Annotated in this window: 21 protein-coding genes and 1 pseudogene; 18 read left to right on the top strand and 4 right to left on the bottom strand. The window is 69.7% G+C overall.

Going from position 1 to position 20,864, the window contains the following annotated elements; translation table 11 throughout:
- Positions 1 to 203: 203 nt before the first annotated feature.
- From VQ02_RS30150 to VQ02_RS30110, 9 genes are all read left to right on the top strand, one after another.
- Entirely contained in the window at positions 204 to 1,031 is an 828-nt protein-coding gene (locus tag VQ02_RS30150) for an IclR family transcriptional regulator (RefSeq protein ID WP_048447939.1), read from the top strand.
- A gap of 82 nt (positions 1,032 to 1,113) precedes the next feature.
- A complete protein-coding gene (locus tag VQ02_RS30145) occupies positions 1,114 to 2,481 on the top strand; it encodes an MFS transporter (protein WP_048447938.1) in 1,368 nt (455 codons plus the stop codon).
- A gap of 68 nt (positions 2,482 to 2,549) precedes the next feature.
- Complete coding sequence (pcaH, locus tag VQ02_RS30140) at positions 2,550 to 3,278, top strand: protocatechuate 3,4-dioxygenase subunit beta (protein WP_048447937.1); 729 nt, start codon at positions 2,550 to 2,552, stop codon at positions 3,276 to 3,278.
- Positions 3,279 to 3,281: 3 nt separating this feature from the next.
- Entirely contained in the window at positions 3,282 to 3,917 is a 636-nt protein-coding gene (gene pcaG, locus VQ02_RS30135) for a protocatechuate 3,4-dioxygenase subunit alpha (protein ID WP_048447936.1), read from the top strand.
- 129 nt (positions 3,918 to 4,046) lie between these two features.
- Positions 4,047 to 4,880 (top strand): 3-oxoadipate:acetyl-CoA acetyltransferase, encoded by an 834-nt coding sequence (locus VQ02_RS30130; protein WP_048447935.1) that lies wholly within the window; start codon positions 4,047 to 4,049, stop codon positions 4,878 to 4,880.
- A gap of 2 nt (positions 4,881 to 4,882) precedes the next feature.
- Positions 4,883 to 6,241 carry a class-II fumarase/aspartase family protein gene (locus VQ02_RS30125; protein ID WP_048447934.1) on the top strand — a complete coding sequence of 453 codons (1,359 nt, stop codon included), beginning with the start codon at positions 4,883 to 4,885 and terminating at the stop codon, positions 6,239 to 6,241.
- Between the two features lie 12 nt (positions 6,242 to 6,253).
- Entirely contained in the window at positions 6,254 to 7,435 is a 1,182-nt protein-coding gene (gene pcaDC / locus VQ02_RS30120; protein WP_048447933.1) for a bifunctional 3-oxoadipate enol-lactonase/4-carboxymuconolactone decarboxylase PcaDC, read from the top strand.
- A gap of 102 nt (positions 7,436 to 7,537) precedes the next feature.
- Positions 7,538 to 8,185, top strand: coding sequence for a TetR/AcrR family transcriptional regulator (locus tag VQ02_RS30115; protein WP_048447932.1), 648 nt, complete (start codon positions 7,538 to 7,540; stop codon positions 8,183 to 8,185).
- 98 nt (positions 8,186 to 8,283) lie between these two features.
- Entirely contained in the window at positions 8,284 to 8,526 is a 243-nt protein-coding gene (locus tag VQ02_RS30110; RefSeq protein ID WP_048447931.1) for a hypothetical protein, read from the top strand.
- Positions 8,527 to 8,632: 106 nt separating this feature from the next.
- Here VQ02_RS30110 and VQ02_RS30105 read toward each other — a convergent pair whose 3' ends face one another.
- Positions 8,633 to 10,774 carry a TonB-dependent receptor gene (locus tag VQ02_RS30105; protein WP_048447930.1) on the bottom strand — a complete coding sequence of 714 codons (2,142 nt, stop codon included), beginning with the start codon at positions 10,772 to 10,774 and terminating at the stop codon, positions 8,633 to 8,635.
- A 628-nt stretch (positions 10,775 to 11,402) separates the two neighbouring features.
- Between VQ02_RS30105 and VQ02_RS30100 the strand changes: the two genes are divergently transcribed.
- Entirely contained in the window at positions 11,403 to 12,707 is a 1,305-nt protein-coding gene (locus tag VQ02_RS30100; RefSeq protein ID WP_048447929.1) for a hypothetical protein, read from the top strand.
- A 61-nt stretch (positions 12,708 to 12,768) separates the two neighbouring features.
- Here the strand turns inward: VQ02_RS30100 and VQ02_RS30095 are convergent, their stop codons facing one another.
- Together VQ02_RS30095 and VQ02_RS30090 are read right to left on the bottom strand one after the other, a co-directional pair.
- Positions 12,769 to 13,560, bottom strand: coding sequence for an SDR family NAD(P)-dependent oxidoreductase (locus tag VQ02_RS30095; RefSeq protein WP_048447928.1), 792 nt, complete (start codon positions 13,558 to 13,560; stop codon positions 12,769 to 12,771).
- 52 nt (positions 13,561 to 13,612) lie between these two features.
- A complete protein-coding gene (locus tag VQ02_RS30090; RefSeq protein WP_048447927.1) occupies positions 13,613 to 14,062 on the bottom strand; it encodes a cupin domain-containing protein in 450 nt (149 codons plus the stop codon).
- A 303-nt stretch (positions 14,063 to 14,365) separates the two neighbouring features.
- On the opposite strand from VQ02_RS30090, the gene VQ02_RS30085 reads away from it, so the two are divergent.
- The 5 genes from VQ02_RS30085 to VQ02_RS30065 all read left to right on the top strand — a co-directional run bounded on the left by VQ02_RS30085 (position 14,366) and on the right by VQ02_RS30065 (position 18,377).
- A complete protein-coding gene (locus VQ02_RS30085; RefSeq protein WP_167350809.1) occupies positions 14,366 to 14,776 on the top strand; it encodes a copper chaperone PCu(A)C in 411 nt (136 codons plus the stop codon).
- A 165-nt stretch (positions 14,777 to 14,941) separates the two neighbouring features.
- Positions 14,942 to 16,708 (top strand): PQQ-dependent dehydrogenase, methanol/ethanol family, encoded by a 1,767-nt coding sequence (locus VQ02_RS30080; RefSeq protein ID WP_053080613.1) that lies wholly within the window; start codon positions 14,942 to 14,944, stop codon positions 16,706 to 16,708.
- A gap of 57 nt (positions 16,709 to 16,765) precedes the next feature.
- Entirely contained in the window at positions 16,766 to 17,281 is a 516-nt protein-coding gene (locus VQ02_RS30075; RefSeq protein ID WP_342447866.1) for a cytochrome c, read from the top strand.
- Positions 17,259 to 17,891 carry a hypothetical protein gene (locus tag VQ02_RS30070; protein WP_053080612.1) on the top strand — a complete coding sequence of 211 codons (633 nt, stop codon included), beginning with the start codon at positions 17,259 to 17,261 and terminating at the stop codon, positions 17,889 to 17,891. Before VQ02_RS30075 ends, VQ02_RS30070 begins: the two co-directional genes overlap by 23 nt.
- Before the next feature lie 144 nt (positions 17,892 to 18,035).
- Positions 18,036 to 18,377 (top strand): hypothetical protein, encoded by a 342-nt coding sequence (locus VQ02_RS30065; protein ID WP_053080611.1) that lies wholly within the window; start codon positions 18,036 to 18,038, stop codon positions 18,375 to 18,377.
- Between the two features lie 6 nt (positions 18,378 to 18,383).
- On the opposite strand, the gene sfsA is transcribed toward VQ02_RS30065, so the two are convergent.
- Entirely contained in the window at positions 18,384 to 19,091 is a 708-nt protein-coding gene (sfsA, locus tag VQ02_RS30060) for a DNA/RNA nuclease SfsA (protein ID WP_048447925.1), read from the bottom strand.
- A gap of 135 nt (positions 19,092 to 19,226) precedes the next feature.
- Between sfsA and VQ02_RS30055 the strand changes: the two genes are divergently transcribed.
- The 3 genes and pseudogenes from VQ02_RS30055 to VQ02_RS30045 all read left to right on the top strand — a co-directional run.
- On the top strand, positions 19,227 to 19,979 hold the full coding sequence (locus VQ02_RS30055; RefSeq protein ID WP_048447924.1) for a competence/damage-inducible protein A: 753 nt from the start codon (positions 19,227 to 19,229) through the stop codon (positions 19,977 to 19,979).
- 7 nt (positions 19,980 to 19,986) lie between these two features.
- Positions 19,987 to 20,490 (top strand): xanthine phosphoribosyltransferase, encoded by a 504-nt coding sequence (gpt, locus tag VQ02_RS30050; protein WP_048447923.1) that lies wholly within the window; start codon positions 19,987 to 19,989, stop codon positions 20,488 to 20,490.
- A gap of 176 nt (positions 20,491 to 20,666) precedes the next feature.
- Positions 20,667 to 20,864: pseudogene (locus VQ02_RS30045) on the top strand (transglutaminase-like cysteine peptidase); the annotation flags it as partial.

Below are 20,864 nucleotides of genomic sequence, written 5' to 3'. Positions count from 1 at the left end.
CCGGTGAGGAACTTCGCCGAGGCGTCGATGCCGGCGAAGCCTGCCACCGCGCCGACCATCAGCGCGATGCCGATCAGGGTCTCCCGCTGGCCCGTTCCGCGCATTCCCGCCCTCCCCCGGGTTGCCGGCCCCGCAACCTCGCCTTGACATAAATTGGAACTTCGTTCAAATCCAGAACTGCGTTCCATATTTGAGCACAAGAGATGGCAGGCTCCCTGCTGCGACGCATCCTGGACCTGGTGGAGTTGCTCGCGAACTACCCGCGAGGATTACCCCTCCAGAGTATCGCTGACACGCTCGCCATCCCCAAGAGCGGTGCCCACCGATTGCTGGCCGAACTGGTCGAGCACCACTACGCCGTCCAGGACGTCGAGACCGGCCGCTACCTGCTCACCACCAAGTTCGCGACGCTAGGCCTCAAGCACCTCTCGCGCACCGGCGTGGTCGACATCGCCCAGTCGGTGCTCAACCGTCTCGCCGATCTCAGCGGCGAGCTGGCGCGCCTCGCGGTCGTCGATTACCCGCGCCTCGTCTGGGTGGCGAAGGCGCAGGGGGCGCGCACCGGCCTGCGCTTCGACGGCGACATGGGCACGGAGGCGCGGCTCTCCACGACCTCAACCGGCATCGCCTGGCTCGCCAGCCTCTCGGACGAGGAGGCCCTCGAACTGGTGATGCGCCAGGGCCTCGGCGCGCCCGAGGAGTGCGGCCCCAACGCGCCGCGCACCGTCGCCGCGCTGATGGTCCTGGTGGCCGAGGCGCGGGCCCGGGGCTACGCCTGGGTGCAGGACACCAACACCCCGGGCGCCGCCGCCATGGCGGCCAACATCGTGCATCCGCAGACCGGACGGGCGGTGGGCAACCTCAGCGTCGCCGGCCCGAGCCTGCGCCTCACCGAGGCGCAGCGCGACGCGATCGCCCCGGAACTCCTGTCGGCCGCCGCCGACCTGTCCTCGGTCGGCGCCTTCTCCGAATATCTCGGAGCGCTGGGCGGCAGCGCCCGGAGACACCCGGAGCCGGTCCGGCGGGAATAGCCCCTTTCGCCGAGACGCACGCGAGCGGCCCGCAGAAGGCCGGATCAATCGCGAATCGAGATCACATCCAGGAGGAAACAAGGTGTCACGAGGCAACAACGTCGATGTTCAAGCCTTCATCAATGAACATCCGTTCTCGGCGTTCCAGTGGACGATCTTCGGGCTCTGCTTCTTCATCGTCCTGCTGGACGGGTTCGACACGGCGGCGATCGGCTACATCGCGCCCTCGCTGATCACCGAGTGGGGGATCGCGCGCCCGGCCCTGGCGCCGGTGCTGAGCGCGGCCCTGTTCGGCCTCGCCTTCGGCGCGCTGTCCGCCGGTCCCCTCGCTGACCGCTTCGGGCGCAAGGCCGTGCTGGTCGTCTCGGTGCTGGCCTTCGGCGCCGCCTGCCTGGCCTCCGCCCTCTCGGGCGACCTCACGCAGCTCGTCGCCTGGCGCTTCGCCACCGGGCTCGGCCTCGGCGCCGCGATGCCGAACGCCGTCACCCTGATGAGCGAGTACTGCCCGGACGGCCGCCACGCGACGCTCACCAACGCCATGTTCTGCGGCTTTCCCCTCGGGGCGGCGTTCGGCGGCTTCCTGGCCGCCTGGATGGTGCCGCATCTCGGCTGGCGCAGCGTGCTGGTGCTCGGCGGGGTCGTGCCGCTGGCGCTCGTCGTGCTGCTGGCCTGGCTGCTGCCGGAATCGGTCCGCCACATGGTGGCCAAGGGCGTCGCGGTGGAGCGCATTCGCGCCGTGCTCGGCCGGATCTCGGCCTCGGCCGCCTCGGCGACCCAATTCACCCTGCGGGAGAGCGCCCCGGCTCCGGAGGCCAGGTCGGGCAGCATCGGCGTGGTTCTGTCGCGCACCTACCTCGTCGGCTCGGCGATGCTGTGGCTCGCCTACTTCATGGGCCTGGTGATCTTCTATGCCCTGATCAACTGGATGCCGATCCTGTTCCGGGACGCCGGCCTCACGCCCGGAACGGCGGCGCTCATCACCGCTCTGTTTCCCCTCGGCGGCCTCGGTGCGATCCTCTCCGGCTGGCTGATGGACCGGCTCAACGGCAACCTCGTCATCGCGGTCTGCTTCGCCCTGACGGCGGCGGCGGTCTACGCCATCGGCCGCACCACCGGCGCGGTCGCGGTGCTGCCGGTCGTGGTGCTGGTCGCCGGCACGCTGATGAACACGGCCCAGTCCTCGCTGCCGGCACTCGCCGCCGCCTTCTATCCCACGAGCGGCCGGGCCACCGGCGTCGCCTGGATGCTCGGCCTCGGCCGCTTCGGCGGCATCGCCGGCTCGTTCCTGGTCGGCGAGCTGTCCCGCCGCGAGCTGAGCTTTTCCGAGATCTTCACGATCGTGGCCGCAGCGGGCCTGATCTCTGCGGCGGCTCTCCTGATCAAATGGCTCGCCCACCCGGAAGGTGCTACCGCTGCGGCGGCGGCGAAGAGCGAGGCCTCGAGCCACTGACAACCCGACGCGACCGCCATCCGCGCGCGACTTCGTCAAACCTGCGACGGACATGACAGGAGGAGATGATGACGACCACCGACAGGGAATTTCTTCAGCGCGACCGGTCCATCCACCCGCCGGCCTTCACGCCGGACTACAAGACCAGCGTGCTGCGCTCGCCGCGCCGGGCGATGCTCTCGCTGCAATCCTCCCTGTCGGAGGTGACCGGCCCGACCTTCGGCCATTCGGAGCTCGGCCCGCTCGATAACGACCTGATCCTCAACTACGCCCGCGAGGGCGAGCCGATCGGCGAGCGGATCTTCGTCCACGGCCACGTCCGCGACGAGAACGGCCGCGGCGTCCCCAACACCCTGGTCGAGTTCTGGCAGGCCAATGCGGGCGGGCGCTATCGCCACCGCAACGACCGCTACCTCGCGCCGATCGACCCGAATTTCGGCGGCTGCGGCCGGACGATCACCGACGAGAACGGCTTCTACTACTTCCGCACCATCAAGCCGGGCCCTTATCCCTGGCGCAACTTCCTCAATTCCTGGCGCCCGGCGCACATTCACTTCTCGGTGTTCGGCACCGGCTTCTCCCAGCGCCTCATCACCCAGATGTACTTCGAGGGCGACCCGCTGATCTGGCGCGACCCGATGGTGCTCGGCATCCCGGACCGCTCGGCCGCCGAGCGGCTGATCGCCCCCCTCGACCTCGGCGCCGCGGTGCCCCTCGACATGCTCGCCTACAAGTTCGACATCGTGCTGCGCGGGCGCCAGCAGACGATGTTCGAGAACAAGCTCCAGGGGAACTGAGCCATGGTCCAGCCGCTTCCCACCCGCCTGCAGGAGACGCCCTCGCAGACCGCGGGGCCCTACGTGCATATCGGGCTGATCCCGCACCAGGCGGGCTTCGACATCTTCGAGACCAACTTCACCAACGTGCTCAGCCAGCCGGACACCAAGGGCGAGCGCATCCGCATCGAGGGCCGGGTCTTCGACGGCGCCGGCGTCCCGGTGCGCGACGTGCTGGTCGAGATCTGGCAGGCCAACGCCGCCGGCCGCTACAACCACCCGGCCGACCGCCAGGAGGGCAAGCCCCTCGACGAGAGCTTCCGGGGCTGGGGCCGCACCGGCTCGAACTTCGAGACCGGCGTCTGGCACTTCGAGACGATCAAGCCCGGCCCGGTCGAGGGCCGCAAGGGCCACCGCCCGATGGCGCCGCACATCAACCTCTGGATCGCCGCCCGCGGCATCAATATCGGCCTTCAGACCCGGCTCTACTTCGCGGACGAGGCCGAGGCCAATGCCGACGACCCGGTGCTGAACCTCGTCGAGCGCGGTCAGCAGCGCGACAGCCTGCTGGCGAAGCGCGAGGAGCGCGACGGCCAGATCATCTACGTCTTCGACATCTACCTCCAGGGTCCGAACGAGACCGTCTTCTTCGACGTCTGACCGGCCCGCGGAGCAGACCCGGCGCGCTGCGATCGGGCCTGCTCCAGGTTTTTGATCGTGCCGCATCGTCTGCGACGAGCCGGTCTCCGCCTCGTCGAGAGATGCTCCAAAAGGAACCAGGAGAACGCCATGAACCCCGTCGTCATCGCTGTCGCGATCACCGGCTCGGTGCCGCGCAAGAAGGACAACCCGGCGGTGCCCACCACCGTCGCCGAGCAGATCGAGTCGACGCAGCAGGCCTTCGAGGCCGGCGCCACGCTCGTCCACATCCACGTCCGCAACGACGACGAATCGCCGTCCTCCGACCCGGACAAGTTCGCGGCGGTGCAGGAGGGCGTGCGCAAGCACTGCCCCGGCATGATCGTGCAATTCTCCACCGGCGGCCGGGGCCGCGACCCGAGCGCGCGCGGCCTGTCCCTGGTGCACCGGCCCGACATGGCCTCCCTCTCGACCGGGTCGGTGAACTTCCCGACCATCGTGTACGAGAACCACGCGACGCTGGTGAACGACCTCGCCCGCTCGATGCGCGAGCACGGCATCCGGCCGGAGATCGAGATCTTCGACCTCTCGCACATCCACGGCGCCAAGCGGCTGATCGAGGAGGGGCTGATGGATGCCCATCCGCACGTCCAGTTCGTGATGGGCGTGAAGAACGCGATGCCGGCCGACGAGCACCTCCTCGACATCCTGCTCGCCGAGACCCGCCGGGTGATCCCGGGCGCGACCTGGACCGCCGCCGGCATCGGCCGCGAGCAGGCCCGGGTGATGGGCTGGGCGCTGGCCCGCGGCGCCGACGCGGTCCGCACCGGGCTCGAGGACAACATCCGGGTGACCAAGGACCGCTTGGCTGCGAGCAACGCCGAGCTGGTCTCGCTCGCCGCCGAGATGGTGACCCGGCACAACCGCCGCGTCGCGACCCCGGCCGAGGCGCGCGCCCTCCTCCATCTGAAGCCCGCGGCCTGACCATGACGCTCTCGGCCCTCGACTCAGCCCTGCTCGGGCCCCTCTTCGCCACGGACGCGATGCGCGCCGTCTTCGCCGACGAGGCCCGGGTGGCGGCGATGCTGCGGGCCGAGGCGGCCCTGGCGCGGGCGCAGGCCGAGGCCGGCCTGGTGCCGGCCGGGCTCAGCCCCGCCATCGAGGCGGTCAGTTCGACGGCGCTCGATCCCGCCGCCCTCGGCCGGCGCACGGCGGTGTCGGGCGTGCCGGTGATCCCGTTCGTGAAGGCGGTGCAGGGCGCGCTGCCGCCCGAGCTGGAGCCCGCCTTCCACAAGGCCACCACCACCCAGGACATCGCCGACACCGCCCTGGTGCTGCAGGTCCGCGACGCCCTCGACCTCATCGCGGCCGATCTCCGGGCGATCCTCGACGGCCTGTCGGCACAAGCCCGCCAGCACCGCGAGACGCCGTGCGTCGGGCGCACCTACGGCCAGCACGCCGCTCCGGTCACCTTCGGCTTCAAGGCGGCGATCTGGGCGCTCGGCATCGCCGAGGTGGCGGCCCTGCTGCCCTCTTTACGCGATCGGGTGCTCACCGCCTCCCTCGGCGGGCCCGTCGGCACGCTGGCCGGCCTCGGCGAGAAGGCGGAGGCGGTGGGCGACGGCTTCGCGGCGGCGCTCGGCCTGCACCCGGATCTCGCGCCCTGGCACACGCGGCGCGCCCGCATCGCCGAGACCGGCTCTTGGCTCGCCCTGCTGATGGGGGCGCTCGCCAAGTTCGCCACCGACGTCGCGCACCTCGCCACCACCGAGGTGGCCGAGGTGGCCGAGCCCTACGTGCCGGGCCGCGGCGGCTCCTCGGCGATGCCGCACAAGCGCAACCCGGTCTCCTCGACGGTGATCCTCTCGGCCTTCGGCGCCGCCAAGGGCACGAGCCTGACCCTCCTCGACGGGATGGCGGCGGCGCATGAGCGCCCGGCCGGCGCCTGGCACGCCGAGTGGCACGCCCTGCCGACCCTGTTCGGCCTCGCCTCGGGGGCCCTGCGCGAGGCGCGCGGCCTCGCGCAAGGGCTGGTTCCCGACTCCGACCGGATGCGCCGCAACCTCGACCTGACGCGAGGGCTTCTCTTCGCCGACGCCGCCGCGAGCCGGCTCAGCCCCACCCTCGGCGCCAAGGCCGCCCACGCCCTCGTCGAGGAGGCGGCGGGCGCCGTGCGCGACGGTCGGGGCTCGCTCGAGGAGGTGCTGCGCGCCCGGCCCGAGGCGGCGGGCGCCGACCTCGCCTCCGCCTTCGATCTCGGCCCGGCCATCCGGGCCGGCGCCCGCACCGCCGACCGGGCCCTCGCCGAGGTCTCGCGCCTCGCCGCCTTCCTCCACTCCGCCTGACCGAGGTTTCCCATGCCCCAGATCGAGGCCAACGGCACGACGCTGAACTACGAGCTCTCCGGCCCGAGCGGCGCGCCGGTGGTGGTCTTCTCCAACTCGCTCGGCACCTCGCTGGCGATGTGGGACCCGCTGGTTCCCCACCTGCGCGGACGCTACCGGGTGCTGCGCTACGACACCCGCGGCCACGGTGCCTCGCGGGTCCGCGACGAGCGCGCCGAGGTCGAGGACCTGGCCGAGGACCTGATCGGCCTGCTCGACGCGCTGGACATCCCCCGCGCCCACGTGGTCGGGCTGTCGCTCGGCGGCATGACCGGCCAGGCGGCGGCGAGCCGCCACCCCGACCGGGTCATCAGCCTGACGCTGATGGCCACCGCCGCGTTCATGCCGAGCGAGGCGTCGTGGAACGAGCGCGCCGAGACCGTGCGGGCGAAGGGCACGGCGGCGATCGTCGAGGCCACGATGGGCCGGTGGTTCACGCCCGGTTTCCCCGACACCGCCCCCGACGCCGTGGCGCCGGTGCGCGAGCAGTTCGTCGACACCGATGCGGCAGGCTACGCGGTCTGCTGCAACGCCATCGGCCGCATGGACCTGCGCCCGGTGCTGAACCGCATCATCGCGCCGACCCTGGTGATCGCCGGGCGCGACGATCCGGCGACGCCACCGGCCATGGCGGAAGAGATCTGCGCCGGCATCCCGCAGGCCGAGCTGGTGGTGCTGCCGAAGGCCGCCCACCTGCTGGCCGTCGAGCAGCCGGCGGCAGCGGCCGCCCACCTCCTCGGCTTCCTCGACCGGCACCGCGAGACGGTCGACGCGGCCACCGGGGCCGTGCCGTTCGCGTCGGGCCTCGCCAACCGCAAGAGCGTGCTGGGCGACGCCCATGTCGAGCGCTCGCTCAAGGCCGCCGGCGACTTCGCCGGGCCGTGGCAGGATTTCATCACCCGCACCGCCTGGGGCGAGGTCTGGGGCGATCCGCGCATCCCGTGGAAGACCCGGTCCTTCGTCACGCTGGCGATGATGGTGGCGCTCGGCCGCGAGGAGGAGTTCAAGCTCCACATCCGCCCGGCCCTGCGCAACGGCGTCACCCCCTCCGAGCTGCAGGCGCTGCTGATCCAGACCGCGATCTACGCCGGGGTGCCGGCGGCGAACGGCGCGTTCCGGTGGGCCCGCGAGGTGCTGGGCGAGGAACTCGCCTGACGCGGCCCGGGAAAACGCGGCGCATCGATCCTCCGGGGTGGGTGCGCCGCTCCGGCCAGGATGGTAGAGCACCGCTCTTCCCTCCGTGCCGCTCGTTAGATCATGGACGCCGCCACGCCCCGCGCCTCTCCCCGCACCAAGGATCCCGAGCGGACCCGGGCCGACATCCTGGCGGTCGCGACGGAGGAATTCTCCGCCTTCGGGCTCAGCGGCGCCCGGGTCGACGCCATCGCGGAGCGCACCCGCACCTCGAAGCGGATGATCTACTACTACTTCGGCAGCAAGGAAGGCCTGTACCTCGCGGTGCTGGAGAAGGCCTATGCCGACATCCGCCAGGTCGAGGCCGACCTCGACCTGGGCGCGCTGTCGCCGGCCGAGGCGATCCGGCGGCTCGTCGAGTTCACCTTCGAGTACGACGACGCCCACCCGGACTTCATCCGCCTCGTCACCATCGAGAACATCCACCGAGCCGAGCACCTCTCGGGCTCCGAGACGATCCGCGGACTCAACCTCGGCGTGATCGAGACGATCACCGACATCATCGCCCGCGGCCAGCGCGAGGGCTGCTTCCGCGCCGACGTCGATCCCCTCGACGTGCACATGATGATCAGTGCGCTGTGCTTCTTCCGGGTCTCGAACCGCCACACCTTCGGGGCGATCTTCTCCGTCAACCTCGACGCCCCGGATCTGCGGGCGCGCCACAAGCACTTGATCGGCGACGCGGTGATCGGGATGCTCGCGACGCGGTGACCGGGATGCTCGCGGGGCGCCGATCCGGCCGGGAACCGGATTTGCCCCTGGGCGATTTCTCCTCACGAATACAGCCACACTCAACGGAGGAGCACCCGATGACCAGGGGCACCAGCCGTCTGCTCATGCTCGCCGTCCTGGCCGCCGCCCCGGTGGTGGCGCAGATAACCGACACCCCCCAGCGCAGCCGCGAGCAGACCCCGAACATGCCGCACCCGCACGAGACGCTGCCCGAGCGCGTCCGGCCCGGCGACCCCGACACGACCGGGACCGTGCGTCCCTCCGCGCCGACGCCCGACCCGAAGACCAGCGACGGCGTCCTGCGGCCGCAGAAGGGGTGAGCGCGGCCTGACGCAGCCACCCGCAGCGCGGAACGCCTGTGCTGGACGCGACCAGCCTGCCCGGACCCCGCACGGGCCCGGACAAACGCTTCGTCCGCCCGTCGCCTCAGAACCGTGCCGTCAGGAACAGCCGCACGTTCCGCCCCGGCAGCACGATCTCGTCCTTCTTGAACGAGGCCGAGTTGCGGATCACGTCGTTGAGCAGGTTCGTGCCCTGCAGGCCGAGGGTGACCTCGCTCCAGCCGGTGACCACCGGGTCGAAGGCCTGGGTGTAGCTGATCTCCGCCCGCAGGTTGTCGTAGCCCGGCGTCACCGTCTCGTAGGGCGCGATCTCGGTGTGGGGGAAGGCGTGGAGCAGGTTCAGCCGCGCGAACCAGCCGTCGGCCCGCAGGAAGACGCCGCCGCCGACCCGGTGCGGCGGGATGCGGGGCACTGAGGAACCGTCGTCGAAGGTCGCGCGCACGAAGTCGTACTGCGCCTCGATGCCGGCAAAGCCGTTGCTGATGGCCACCAGGTCGAGCTGCGAGGCGATCTCGGCGCCGTAGAAGGTCGCGTTCTGCTGCGAGTAGACGACCTGCGCGAGCTCGTCGTCGCTGCCGCAGCTGCCGAAATCGTCGCCGCAGCGCAGACCGGTCAGGCGCTTGTAGATGAAGCCGGTGTAGCGGGTGTAGTAGCCGGTGGCGTCGAGGCGGAACGGCCCCTCGGCCCGGCGGATGCTGGCTTCGATGGTGCGGGCCCGCTCCTTCTTCAGGTTGGGATCGCCGATCTCGAAGGTCTCGGTCGCGTCGTGCGGCCCGCGGGAATACAGCTCGAAGGCGGACGGCGCGCGCTCGACATACTGGCCGGTGAGGCTCGCCACGAAGCCGCTGGACAGGTCCTGGAGCGCGCCGAAGCTCACGCTCTTCGGGGCGAAGCGCCGCCTGCGGCCGTAGGCGAGCGGGTCCTCGCCCTCCACCGGGACGTAATCGCCGGGAAACAGCGTCGCGGTGCCGGTGGAGCGGGCGCCCTCGAGGCGGCCCGCCGCCTGGAGGCGCAGGCCCTGGTCCAGGCGCAGCTCCTCGAACAGGTAGACCGCGTTGTTGCGCGAATCGGTCGGTGCCAGCAGGCCGCCGGCCTCGCCCGCGGTGCCGATCAGCCGCCGGTCGGCCTGGATCCCGAGCGCGCCCGTGAGGGTGCCGAGGCTCGTCACCACCGGCACGTGCTGGATCTCGAGCCGCCCCTCCGCCTCGCGGCTCTTGAAGGTGGCCTGGATGCCGTCGATCCCGTCCGATCCGATGCCGATCTCGTTGTGACGGTAGGTCGAGCCGCCGAGCCAGAACCGGATCACCTCGATCGGGCCGTCGACGGGACGGTACTCGCCCTTGGCCTGGAGCTTGTCCTGGGTCGGGTCGAGGCGGGTGCGGCTCTCGGCGGACTCGCCCCCGGGGATCTGGTAGAGCGCGTCGTAGTGGCTGAAGGACAGGCCGACGAAGCCGCGGTCGAACAGGTAGGACATTCCCACCGCGCCGCCCTGGGATTCGTTGGCGGAATTGCGCTGGATGCCGAGCGGCGTGTTGTAGCTGTCGGCCGCGGTCTTGAACGCGTCGGCGTGGAATGCGGCCGACGGGCCGCCGGCATCCACCGTCGCGGCGACGTTGCGGCCGTTGTCGACCGCCGAATAGCCGGTGGTGACCTGCCCGGCGAGGCCGGTCGGCGGCACGAAGGTCGGGATCCGGTTGTTCTCCGCCGAGACCACGCCGCCGATCGCCTGGCTGCCGTAACGCAGGGAGGCGGGACCGCGGATCACCTCGATGCGGTTGGCGACCAGCGGGTTGATCGGCACCGCGTGGTCCTCGCCGAGGTCCGAGACGTCGTGGACGCCGATGCCGTTCTCCTGGATCCGTACCCGGCTGGTATCGAGGCCGCGGATGATCGGGCGGCTCGCGGCACCGGGCGCGTAGGTGGTGGCGGAGAGGCCGGGCCGGTCGAACAGGGCGTCGCCGAGGGTGCGGGGCTGCTGGCGCACGATGTCGGCCTGCGTCACCACCGTGACCGGCGAGAAGGTGGTGGCGACGACGGGAAGCACGCCGGCCGGGACGGCGCCCGGAGCCCCTGCCCCGCCGGAGGACGGCTTGGCGATCGGGCTCGGCGAGGCGACGTCGATCGTGTCGAGGGCGATGTCCTCGGCCCGGGCCGCCGGGCCGGCGAGGGCGACAGCCGCCCCTAGCAGCACGGCGCCAGCATTCGGCGCCGACCACACCCCGCACATTCCCGATCGAGACATGGCTACCCTCGATTGTTAGATGTAATAACGTTGCATTCGCGGCGCCGAGGAGGCTTGGATCGAGGAGGCTTGGCAAGAGCCACAAGGCTCGCGATGAACGATGCTCGTCCAATGTAATGTTATTACAACACTCAGCGGGTGTGGCGCGTCCCGACGATGCTCAGAGAGAACGATCCGCGGCCGCGGGCGCCGTGACCGGCCCCGCCGCGTCGAGCCTCGTTCGTCCGACCCGGCATCTCCTCCCTGACAAAAAGCATGGTTCTCGAAGGACTGGTCTACTTCGTTCGATGGATAGATTTCAACTTTCGATACATCGCGGCCTGTTTTCCATTGTAAATTAGACGTACCACTGGGCAAAATTCCAGAGACAATCTGCCTCTTGGTCCAATCTGTTTATGATTTACATTCTTTATTTATTTCACAACATGAAAGATATAATTAAAAAATCTCAGAAAAATCATTCTATGCGATTAAGATCGCCCGAATTCGCTCGTGTATAGATTTTATAATTATGTAAATTTTTGATAAAACAGCATTCAACCATCGGATATCATCGGCCGCACGCGACCTCGTCGCAAGACGATATGAGACAACGAACAAATAGGAGGGTAAGATGAACATTCTTATCATCACAGCACCGTCTCTGTTGTTCAGCCTGCTTGTCCCATTCGTGTTCATCGCAATTCGCGAGTCGGTCAAGCGCCAGAGGCAGGAAATCATCAAAGATCTGCAAACTGTCTTTCATCTCCCCGGGGCACCGAATCGCGACGATATCGTTCCGTCGTTCGAATTCGTGAAATATAAATATTTTTTCAAACGTGCCGACGACGACAATCATGAGAGAGGGGATTTTGCACTGTACCATTGGATCGTAAGTTCTATTCCACTGGTCATTTTCATGTTCGCTATAAATGCATTGATTGCAAATATTTTTACCAGAAGAGTCTTGGGGCTCGACTATGGCTATGACATTGCATCATTCCCAATCGGAAGGCCCCTCCCCATTTACTTTTGGGTCGTCATCACGGCTTATGCCGGGGGCTTCATATTCATGATCAGATCCTTCTACAGAGCAATCAACAACTTCGATCTTAGTCCGCTGTCGTTCGTCGGAGCATTCCTCAATCTCGCAACAGGCATGATCGTCGCGGTGATCTTCGTGTACGGTGTCATGCACGTCGTAACGGCAGCGGCACCGGAGACGGCAACGGGTGCGATGGGGGGATCGACTCAATCCGCGGCCACATCGGCCTTGTTCGGCGCAGCCATCGTGACGGCGTTCGTCATCGGCATCATGCCTGAGCTCGCGACGAGAAATCTGATCTGGTCTAGTCGCCTGAGATACTATAAGAAGGACGATATCGAGGTCTACAAGAGCTTCTCGGCGATCCCGGTAGAAGTCATCGACGGGATCGACACGGAAATCCGCGACAAGCTGGCCGACTTCCACATCAATGCCGTGCAGAACCTGGCGGCCGCCAATCCGCTCATGCTGTTCGTCGAGACGCCCTACGGCGTCTACCAGATCATGGACTGGGTCGCCCAGGCGCAGCTCTGCTGCTCGGTCGGGCCGAGGGCACTCATACGATTGTGGAACCTGGGTATCAGGACGATCTTCGATTTGGAGCGAGCCGCACTCGACGGCGCCTGCAACGACAAGGACCTGCTGCTTTCGGTCGGCCGAATCATCCTGAATCAATCGGATTCATCGACAGAGACTCTCTCGAACGAAATGGTCACTGCGGATATCAGGCTGAGATTGGAGCATCCCCACGTGCAGAGACTGCGGCAGCTCTTCACGTGCGTGCGCGACCGGCTCGGCAAGGAGTCGCAGCGGTTGCCGCCGATCATCGAATGCCCCCAGGCCGACGATCGGCTCTGCCCCTTCGGCAAGAAGGACCTCGCGCGGGCAGCCTGACCTCGTCAGCTCGGCGGTGCAGCACACCGGCCCGGTGCGCTGCACCGCCCGAGGCGGGCGGTCAGCCGGACTTGGCGGCGAGGTCCCGCCGGAGCGTCGGCAGGCCGATGCCGGCAGCGTCGAAGCCGCCATCCACCGCGAGTGTCTGGCCGGTGACGTAGCTCGCCCGCGCGCCGCACAGATAGACGATCGCATCGGCGATCTCCCGCTCCAGGCCGTAGCGGTTGAGCGGCACCGCGTCGTGGTAGTCGGCCCGGATCGCCGGGCTGTGGACCTTCTTGGCCATCGCGGTGTCGACCGGGCCCGGCGCCACCGCGTTCACCCGGATGCCCAGATGGGCGAGTTCGACCGCCTGCTGCTTCGTCAGGTGCTTGAGCGCCGCCTTGCTGGTGCCGTAGGCGACCCGCAGGGTCGAGGCGCGCTGGCCCGAGATCGACGTGATGTTGACCACCGCCCCGCCGCCGCTCCGTGCCATCACGGGGGCGGCCGCCTGCACGCACAGGAACGGGCCGGTCAGGTTGACGGCGAGCACCCGGGTCCACTCGGCGTGGGTCGTGTCGAGGAGCGGCTTGAACACCGCGGTGCCGGCGTTGTTGACCAGCGCGTCGAGGCGGCCGAAGCGGGACTCCACGGCGGCGACCGCGCTCGCCACGGCGTCCGGATCGGCGACGTCGGCGGTGAGGGCCAGGGTGTCGTCGGGCCGGTCGAGCGCCGCCACGGCCTTCTCTTGCGCCTCCCCGTCGATGTCGAGGAGCGCGACGCGCCAGCCCTCCTCGAGAAACAGCTGCGCCGCGGCCAGCCCGATGCCCCGCGCCGCGCCGGTGACCAGGGCCACCCTGCTCTCACCCGTCATGTGGTCTCCTCCCGTTCTTGTGCCCCGTGCATCGCGGCAGTGGCCCGGGAGGTCAAGCGGACTCGGACCCGGGCGCGTTGCGGGCCATGAAGCTCTCCGCCGTGCCCGTCTCCGGGTCGACGAAGATCACGTCGGTCGGCGCGCGCCGGGGCGTGTCGACGGAGAGGAAGACCACCGGCTCCTCGATCAGCCGCGGCAGGGCGTGGACGACGCCGCGCTCGAAGAACAGGAGCTGCCCGGGACCGAACTCCGCTTCGTCCGAGGAATCGCCGATCCAGAACGTGCCCCGGCCGGAGACCACGTAGAGGTACTCGTCGCAGCCCGCGTGATAGTGGGCGGGCGTGGGGCGGTAGACGCGAAAGACCCGGGCGCTCGCCGCCGGCCGGTCGGTCAGGTAGGTGTCGACCAGCATCGTGGCGGCGCTCTCCGGCAGGGCGGCGGCGATGGCCCCGATGTCGAAGCGGCCCCGCGTCGGCGCCGTCCCCGGATCCGTGTCGGACATCGTTCCTCTCCCTCGCTGACGGCGACAACCTTTCAAGGTAGCGCGGCGGGCGCCCGCGCGGGAGGGGGGCCGGCGCTGGGCCCGAGTGCATCCGTCGCGGACGTTTTTTAGAAGCACTTTATTCCCGGATCTTGACGGGACACCGGTGCCGGCTACCCTCGTCAGCAACTCGCCGCGAAAAGGCGAAGCTGATCCCGAGGGAGGTGAATGGATGCCCGCATCCATGCCGCGCTTTGAGGCTGCCACGGCGGCGCCATGCCGTTGAATAACCGTTCGCTCTATTGCCGGGTTGTTGCGAAAAGCGTGACCTTTTCCTTGGCTCTGGGCTGCGTCCCGGCCCTGGCCGGCGACATCGACGTGCTCCACGCCTCGGTCGCTCCCACCGAGAAGGTCGGCGCCGACATCCCGCTGCGTATGACGATCCTGAACCGCGCCGCCGAGGCGGACTCCCTGCTGCGGTTCCGCTGCCCGTTCGCGAATTTCAGCGAGCGGGTCACGGTGGACAAGGGCGGCGAGGGCCCGCCCTCGAAGCGCCCGGTCCAGGCGATCGCCCTCAAGGCCTCGGGCGAGACCGAGCTGACGCCGGAGGGCATGCACGTGATGCTCCTCCAGACCCGCCAGCCGCTCGCCGCCGGCGAGCGGTTCACCTGCGCGGCGAGCTTCCGCAAGGCCGGCTCCCTCGAGGTGCCGGTGGAGGTCCGCGCTGGTCCGTAAGACCAGTGCCGGTCCGTACGACCCGTGCCGGTGCCTAGGACGCCGGTTCCTGGGACCGATGCCGGCGCCGGAAGACCGGCGTCCCGCACTCCAGTTCACGCCCGCCCGCGAGGCTGCCCGCGCCGGAGCGACAAACCCAAGACGGCGGCTGTGGAGGAAACGACCATGACGACGTCCCGCACGGCGCGGCGCATCCTTGCCGCAACCTCGCTCGCCGCGTTGACGACCGGCGCGCTCCCCGCCCCCCTCGCCCGCGCGGCTGACGGTGTCACGCAGGAGCGCCTGCTGAACGCCGACAAGGAGGAGGGGAACTGGATCCACCACCACAAGAACTTCGCCGGGCACCGCTACGCGACGCTGACCCAGATCAACAAGGACAATGTCAAGAACCTGAAGGTCGCCTGGACGCTGCATCTCGGCGGCATCGAGGGGGGCGGCATCTGGAGCCACGGCGGGCTCGAGGGCACGCCGATCGTCGAGAACGGCATGATGTACGTCACCGACGGCTGGGGCTCGGTCTACAAGATCGACACCCGCGGCGGCGAGGGCAAGCTGATCTGGAAGATGGACCCCAAGACCGACCGGGAATGGGCCGGCGCGGTCGCCTGCTGTGGCGTCAACAACCGCGGCGTCGCACTCTGGGGCGACCTCGTGGTCAGCCACACCCTCGACGGGCGCCTGATCGCCACCAACAAGGAGACCGGCCAAGTCGCCTGGCAGCGCCAGATCGCCGATCCCGACAAGGGCGAGACCATCACCGGCGCGCCGCTGATCGTGAAGGGCCTGGCGATCTCCGGCGTCGGCGGCGCCGAGTACGGCATCCGCGGCTGGATCGCCGCCACCGACCTGAAGACCGAGAAGGAGGTCTGGCGCACCCACACCATCCCGGGCAAGGGCGAGCCCGGCTACGAGACCTGGAAGGGCCCGAACAACGCCGCGGTGAGCGGCGGCGGCTCGACCTGGGTCACCGGCACCTACGATCCCGACACCGACACCATCGTGTGGGGCGTCGGCAACCCGGGACCGGACTGGGACAACGCCTACCGCCCCGGCGACAACCTCTACACCGACTCGACGCTGGCCCTCGACGCCACGACGGGCAAGATCAAGTGGCACTTCCAGCACACGCCGAACGACCCCTACGACTACGACAGCGTGTCGGAGAACCTGCTCGTCGACGTCGGCGGCCGCAAGCTCGCGATCGAGGCCGACCGCAACGGCTTCGGCTACGCCGTCGACCGCACCACCGGCCAGTTCGTCTGGGCGACGCCGTTCGTGAAGAAGGTGACCTGGACCAAGGGCATCAACCCCGATACCGGCAAGCCGTTCGAGTACGACCCGACCAAGGACGTGCAGCGCTACAACCCGGCCGCGACGCCGAGCGCCGAGAACAAGAACGCCGACTTCTGCCCGGGCAACATGGGCGGCAAGAACTGGCCGCCGACGGCCTACAATCCGGACCTGCAGTACTGGTACATCCCGGTCATCGAGAGCTGCAACCGCGTCACGCACGAGACGATGACGACCGCGAGCCTGAAGCCGCGGGAGTTCTTCACCGGCGGCGGGCCGACCAACCCGTTCCGCATCACCGGCAGCGTGACGGCGATCGATGTGAAGACCGGCAAGGTCGCCGGCAAGCACGAGACCCAGTTCCCGCTGCTGGGCGGCATGCTGGCGACGCCCGACCTCGTCTTCACCGGCGAGCCCTCCGGCGGCGTGATGGCGCTCGATGCCAAGAGCCTCGACAAGCTGTGGGAGTTCCGCACCGGCGGCGGCGTCAACGCGCCGCCGATGACCTTCACCGTCGACGGCAAGCAGTACCTCGCGATCCTGGTCGGCCTCGGCGGCGCCTGGGACAAGTGGTTCATCGATTCGACCCCGGAGCTGAAGAACATCCAGACCGGATCGATGCTCTACGTCTTCGCGCTCTGAGCTGGTTTCCCTTGGGCGGGGCGCCCGGGCGCCCCGCCGGCGACGAGGTTCGACAGGATGCGAAAGATGTTGCTGCCGGCCCTGGCGGCCGGCCTCGCGCTCGCCGCGAGCGCGGCCTGGGCACAAGGCGCCCGCGGCGGGGGCGAGGGCGATCTCGCGGGGTTCAAGAAGGCCTGCGCCGGCTGCCACAAGTGGCACGGCGGCGGCGGGGGCGGCTATGGCGGGGAGGCCCTGTCGCTGCGCAAGACCCAGCTCGACAAGGAGCAGGTCGCCGAGGTCGTGCGCTGCGGCCGGCCCGGCACCGGCATGCCCTACCACCTGCGCGGCGCGTACGACACGGTGAAGTGCTACGACTCGCTCAAGGCCGACATGGGCACCAGCATGCCGCCGGAGACCGCCGTCTTCCTGCGGCCGACGGAGATCGACGCGGTGGCGAACTACGTCGTCACCAGCCTCAAGGGCAAGGGCGAGCCGACGCTGGAGGAGTGCACCGCCTTCTTCGGCGCGACCTCGCGGGCCTGCGACATCTACCGCAAGAAGGAGGGCCCCGATGGCGCGACGGCCTCGCATTGAGCGGGCGGCCCTGCTCGCCCTCCTCCTGTGCGGCGGCGGCCCCGTCCTCGCCGCGGGACCGGACGTCCCGGACCTGCGCGACCTGCGGGTCGGGATGCCGGTCTCCGAGATCTCGCCCACGGGCTATACCGACCTCGCCTGCCGGGAGGGCCCGGCCCGCCCGCTCGCGGCGTGGAGCGAGTGGCGCTCGTGCCCGGCGGATGCCGCGGGGCGGCACGCCGTCGGCTTCGCCTACGCCGACGGCACCACCCGCAACGGCACCCGGGTTGCCGGCCACCCGGCGCGGCTGACGCTGCTGGTCGGCAACGACGCCCGGGTCGACGGGCTGGTGATCGAGACCGACGATGCGGTGCCGCTCTACCTGCGCAAGAAGGGCCATCTCCTCGGGCTCCAGGCCCGCGGCCACTGGGGCGAGGACGGCTGGGCCTGCGCCGAGGGCAAGCCCACCGGCGACGAGACGCCGCTCGGCGAGACCTTCGTCAAGGAGGAGTGCCGCAAGGCCCTGGGGAGCCGCACCGTGACGGTGACGCGCGACCTCTATGGCCACCAGGGCGCCGATCCGCGGGCCTTCGTCAGCCGCACGCGGATCGTGGTGGCGGCGACGAAGTAGGACCGGGCGTCGCGGCGCAGGACCGCCGCGAACCTGTCGGTTCGACAACACCGGCTTCAGCCGCAGTTCAACGCGGGCCGACGAGGATGGCGACATGCCGGCGGTCACCACCGCCCCAGCGTTGCCAGCCAAGAGTCGCCAGCCATGCCCGCGCGTCCCTCGCGCTCCGTCATCCTCGGTGCCCTCGCCCTCCTCGCCGCTGCGGCGCCCGCCGCGGCCGCCGACCTCGACGAGCCGCCGCCCCGCTTCGAGGGCCGGGGCGACTGGCGCCCGGCGCCGCCTCCCCCGCCGCGCTTCGTCCAATCCCCCGAGACCTGCCGGGTCTTCGTCAAGCGCCGCATCGATCCTTACGGCGACGAGGTGGTGCGCCGGGTGCGGGTCTGCGAGGACGGTCCCGGCTACCGCGACGGCTCCCGCTGGGGCGGCCCGCGGCCCTGGGCGCACCACCGCCACTGGGACGACGAGCCCGGGCCGGGCCGCTGGTAGGGCTTTTTACTCGATGATCGGGATCTCCGCCCCGATCGTCACCTCCCTCCGATCGACCCGGCAGGTGAAGGCGTGGGCGGCCACCCCGGCCGCCCGGGCCCGCCGGAAGGCGGCCGCGAAGCCCGGGTCGAGGTCGCCGGCCACCGCGAAGCGCTCGGCCCGCATCTGCACCACCCAGATCACCAGGGCGCGCCCGCCCAGGCGCACGACGTCGGCGAGTTCGTCCATGTGGCGGGCGCTGCGGGCGGCGACGCAGTCCGGGAACTCGGCGAGGCCCGGCCGGCGCATCAGGTGGCAGTTCTTGACCTCGACGTGGATCGGGCCGGCGGCGTCGCCGGCCAGGAAGTCGACCCGGCTCGCCTTGCCGTAGGCCACTTCCGGGCGCCAGGAGGTGGCGGCGGACAGCGGGGCCAGGCGTCCCTCGCGGAAGGCCTCGGCGACGAGGGCGTTCGGCCGGGCGGTGTTGATGCCGACCCATTGCGCCCCGCCGGGCAGGTCCGCCTCGACCAGCTCCCACGACCAGGCGAGCTTGCGGGCCGGGTTGGTGGAGGCCGAGAGCAGCACCGGCCGGCCGGGCTCGACGAGCCCCAGCATCGCCCCCGGATTGGCGCAATGCGCGGTGACGAGGCCGCCGTCGGCGAGTTCGACGTCGGCCAGGAACCGCTTGTAGCGGCGCACCAGCCGCCCCTCGGTCAGCGGGCCTGGGAAGCGCACGGGCGGAAGGCGGGTTCGATGGGCATTCCCGGCGCTTAACCGGTGGCAGCCGGGGTGTCACGCTTGAGCGCCGGCGAGCGCCGCGATAAGGCGATCGTCAACCATCCGGCCGCGGTGCCGATACAAGGACGCTCGATGCCTGACGCCAGCCCCGCCCCAGTCACGGCCGCCATCCTGGTCATCGGCGACGAGATCCTGTCCGGGCGCACGAAGGACAAGAACATCGGCTACATCGCCGAGTACCTGACCAACTCGGGCATCGACCTGCGCGAGGTGCGGGTGGTGCCGGACGTGACCGAGGAGATCGTGGCGGCGGTCAACGCCCTGCGCGGCCGCTACACCTACCTGTTCACCACCGGCGGGATCGGGCCGACCCACGACGACATCACGGCCGACTGCGTGGCGCAGGCCCTCGGCGTCGGCATCGACGTCGATCCGCGGGCGAAGGCGATGCTGCTCGAGCGGATCAAGCCGGAGGATCTCAACGAGGCCCGCCTGCGCATGGCGCGCATCCCGTTCGGGGCCGACCTGATCGAGAACCCGATCTCCAAGGCGCCGGGCTTCATGATCGAGAACGTGATCGTGATGGCGGGCGTGCCGGCGATCATGCAGGCGATGCTGGACGTCGTCGCCCCGCGCCTGAAGACCGGCGCGCGCGTGAACGCCGAGACGATCGAGGCCGGCAACCTGCCGGAGGGCGGCTACGCGGAAGGGCTGGCGGCCATCGCCAAGGCGCATCCGGGCGTGTCGATCGGCTCTTACCCGTCGATGACCCCGGCGGGCTTCCGCAACCAGATCGTGGTGCGCGGCCGCGAGCCGGAGGCGCTTGCAGCGGCGCGCTCCGAGATCGAGGCATTGCTGGCGCGGCTTCAGGCCGAGCGGAGCTGAGGACGCGATGGCTGCCCCGACCGACAAGGCCTTCCCGGTCTCCTGGGACCAGTTCCACCGCGACGCTCGGGCCCTGGCCTGGCGCCTCGCCGGCGCCGGCCCGTTCGAGGCCATCGTGTGCATCACCCGCGGCCTGGTGCCGGCCGCGATCGTGGCGCGCGAGCTCGGCATCCGGCTGGTCGAGACCGTGTGCGTGGCGAGCTACCACGACTACCAGGAGCAGGGCGCCCTCAAGGTGCTCAAGGACGTGGCGCCGAGCATCCGCGCCGTCGGCGACGGCACCGGCCGCGGGGTCCTGGTGCTCGACGACCTCACCGACACCGGCAAGACCGCGCAGGTGGTGCGGGCCATGCTGCCGAACGCCCACTTCGCCACCGTCTACGCCAAGCCCGCCGGGCGGCCCCTGATCAACACCTTCGTGACCGAGGTGAGCCAGGACACCTGGATCTACTTTCCGTGGGACACGGGGCTGTCCTACCAGGCGCCGATCCAGCCCGGAACGTCCGGTTAAGGTATTCGCGCCGCTAACGCGGTCGGCGGCATTCGCCGCGCCAGTCTAGCGCGGTCTTGGGCCTGTTCGCGGACCCGAGGCCCGGGCAGGCCGATCGATAAAATTGCGCGGATCCATTTCAGCGCGGCCGAGCAGGTGGACGGCCATTCTCCTTCGTAACGAAGGGGATGGCGCAGATGACCACGGGTTTCGGGCAGCGGGTGAAGCGGGTTCTGGTCGGCGCGGCGATGGCCTCGACGGCGCTGCTGGCGGCCCAGTGCGGTGCCGCTGCGGCCCAGACCCTCGCCGCCCTTCCGATGCCGAGCGCCGGCGCGCAGGAACTCGGCCAGGCGCGGCCGATCGTCGGGTGGGTCGAGTTCTGCGCGCGCTATGGT

It is taken from the genome of Methylobacterium variabile (assembly GCF_001043975.1).
Lineage (GTDB): Bacteria > Pseudomonadota > Alphaproteobacteria > Rhizobiales > Beijerinckiaceae > Methylobacterium > Methylobacterium variabile.
The sequence above is the reverse complement of the archived record's forward strand: the minus strand, read 5'-3'. Positions and strand labels throughout refer to the sequence as shown.

Coding starts and splice junctions, on each gene's coding strand:
- VQ02_RS30150 (WP_048447939.1), top strand. CDS start 204: ATGGCAGGCTCCCTGCTGCGACGCATCCTGGACCTGGTGGAGTTGCTC.
- pcaH (WP_048447937.1), top strand. CDS start 2,550: ATGACGACCACCGACAGGGAATTTCTTCAGCGCGACCGGTCCATCCAC.
- pcaG (WP_048447936.1), top strand. CDS start 3,282: ATGGTCCAGCCGCTTCCCACCCGCCTGCAGGAGACGCCCTCGCAGACC.
- VQ02_RS30130 (WP_048447935.1), top strand. CDS start 4,047: ATGAACCCCGTCGTCATCGCTGTCGCGATCACCGGCTCGGTGCCGCGC.
- VQ02_RS30125 (WP_048447934.1), top strand. CDS start 4,883: ATGACGCTCTCGGCCCTCGACTCAGCCCTGCTCGGGCCCCTCTTCGCC.
- pcaDC (WP_048447933.1), top strand. CDS start 6,254: ATGCCCCAGATCGAGGCCAACGGCACGACGCTGAACTACGAGCTCTCC.
- VQ02_RS30115 (WP_048447932.1), top strand. CDS start 7,538: ATGGACGCCGCCACGCCCCGCGCCTCTCCCCGCACCAAGGATCCCGAG.
- VQ02_RS30110 (WP_048447931.1), top strand. CDS start 8,284: ATGACCAGGGGCACCAGCCGTCTGCTCATGCTCGCCGTCCTGGCCGCC.
- VQ02_RS30105 (WP_048447930.1), bottom strand. CDS start 10,774: ATGTGCGGGGTGTGGTCGGCGCCGAATGCTGGCGCCGTGCTGCTAGGG.
- VQ02_RS30100 (WP_048447929.1), top strand. CDS start 11,403: ATGAACATTCTTATCATCACAGCACCGTCTCTGTTGTTCAGCCTGCTT.
- VQ02_RS30095 (WP_048447928.1), bottom strand. CDS start 13,560: ATGACGGGTGAGAGCAGGGTGGCCCTGGTCACCGGCGCGGCGCGGGGC.
- VQ02_RS30090 (WP_048447927.1), bottom strand. CDS start 14,062: ATGTCCGACACGGATCCGGGGACGGCGCCGACGCGGGGCCGCTTCGAC.
- VQ02_RS30080 (WP_053080613.1), top strand. CDS start 14,942: ATGACGACGTCCCGCACGGCGCGGCGCATCCTTGCCGCAACCTCGCTC.
- VQ02_RS30075 (WP_342447866.1), top strand. CDS start 16,766: ATGCGAAAGATGTTGCTGCCGGCCCTGGCGGCCGGCCTCGCGCTCGCC.
- VQ02_RS30070 (WP_053080612.1), top strand. CDS start 17,259: ATGGCGCGACGGCCTCGCATTGAGCGGGCGGCCCTGCTCGCCCTCCTC.
- VQ02_RS30065 (WP_053080611.1), top strand. CDS start 18,036: ATGCCCGCGCGTCCCTCGCGCTCCGTCATCCTCGGTGCCCTCGCCCTC.
- VQ02_RS30055 (WP_048447924.1), top strand. CDS start 19,227: ATGCCTGACGCCAGCCCCGCCCCAGTCACGGCCGCCATCCTGGTCATC.
- gpt (WP_048447923.1), top strand. CDS start 19,987: ATGGCTGCCCCGACCGACAAGGCCTTCCCGGTCTCCTGGGACCAGTTC.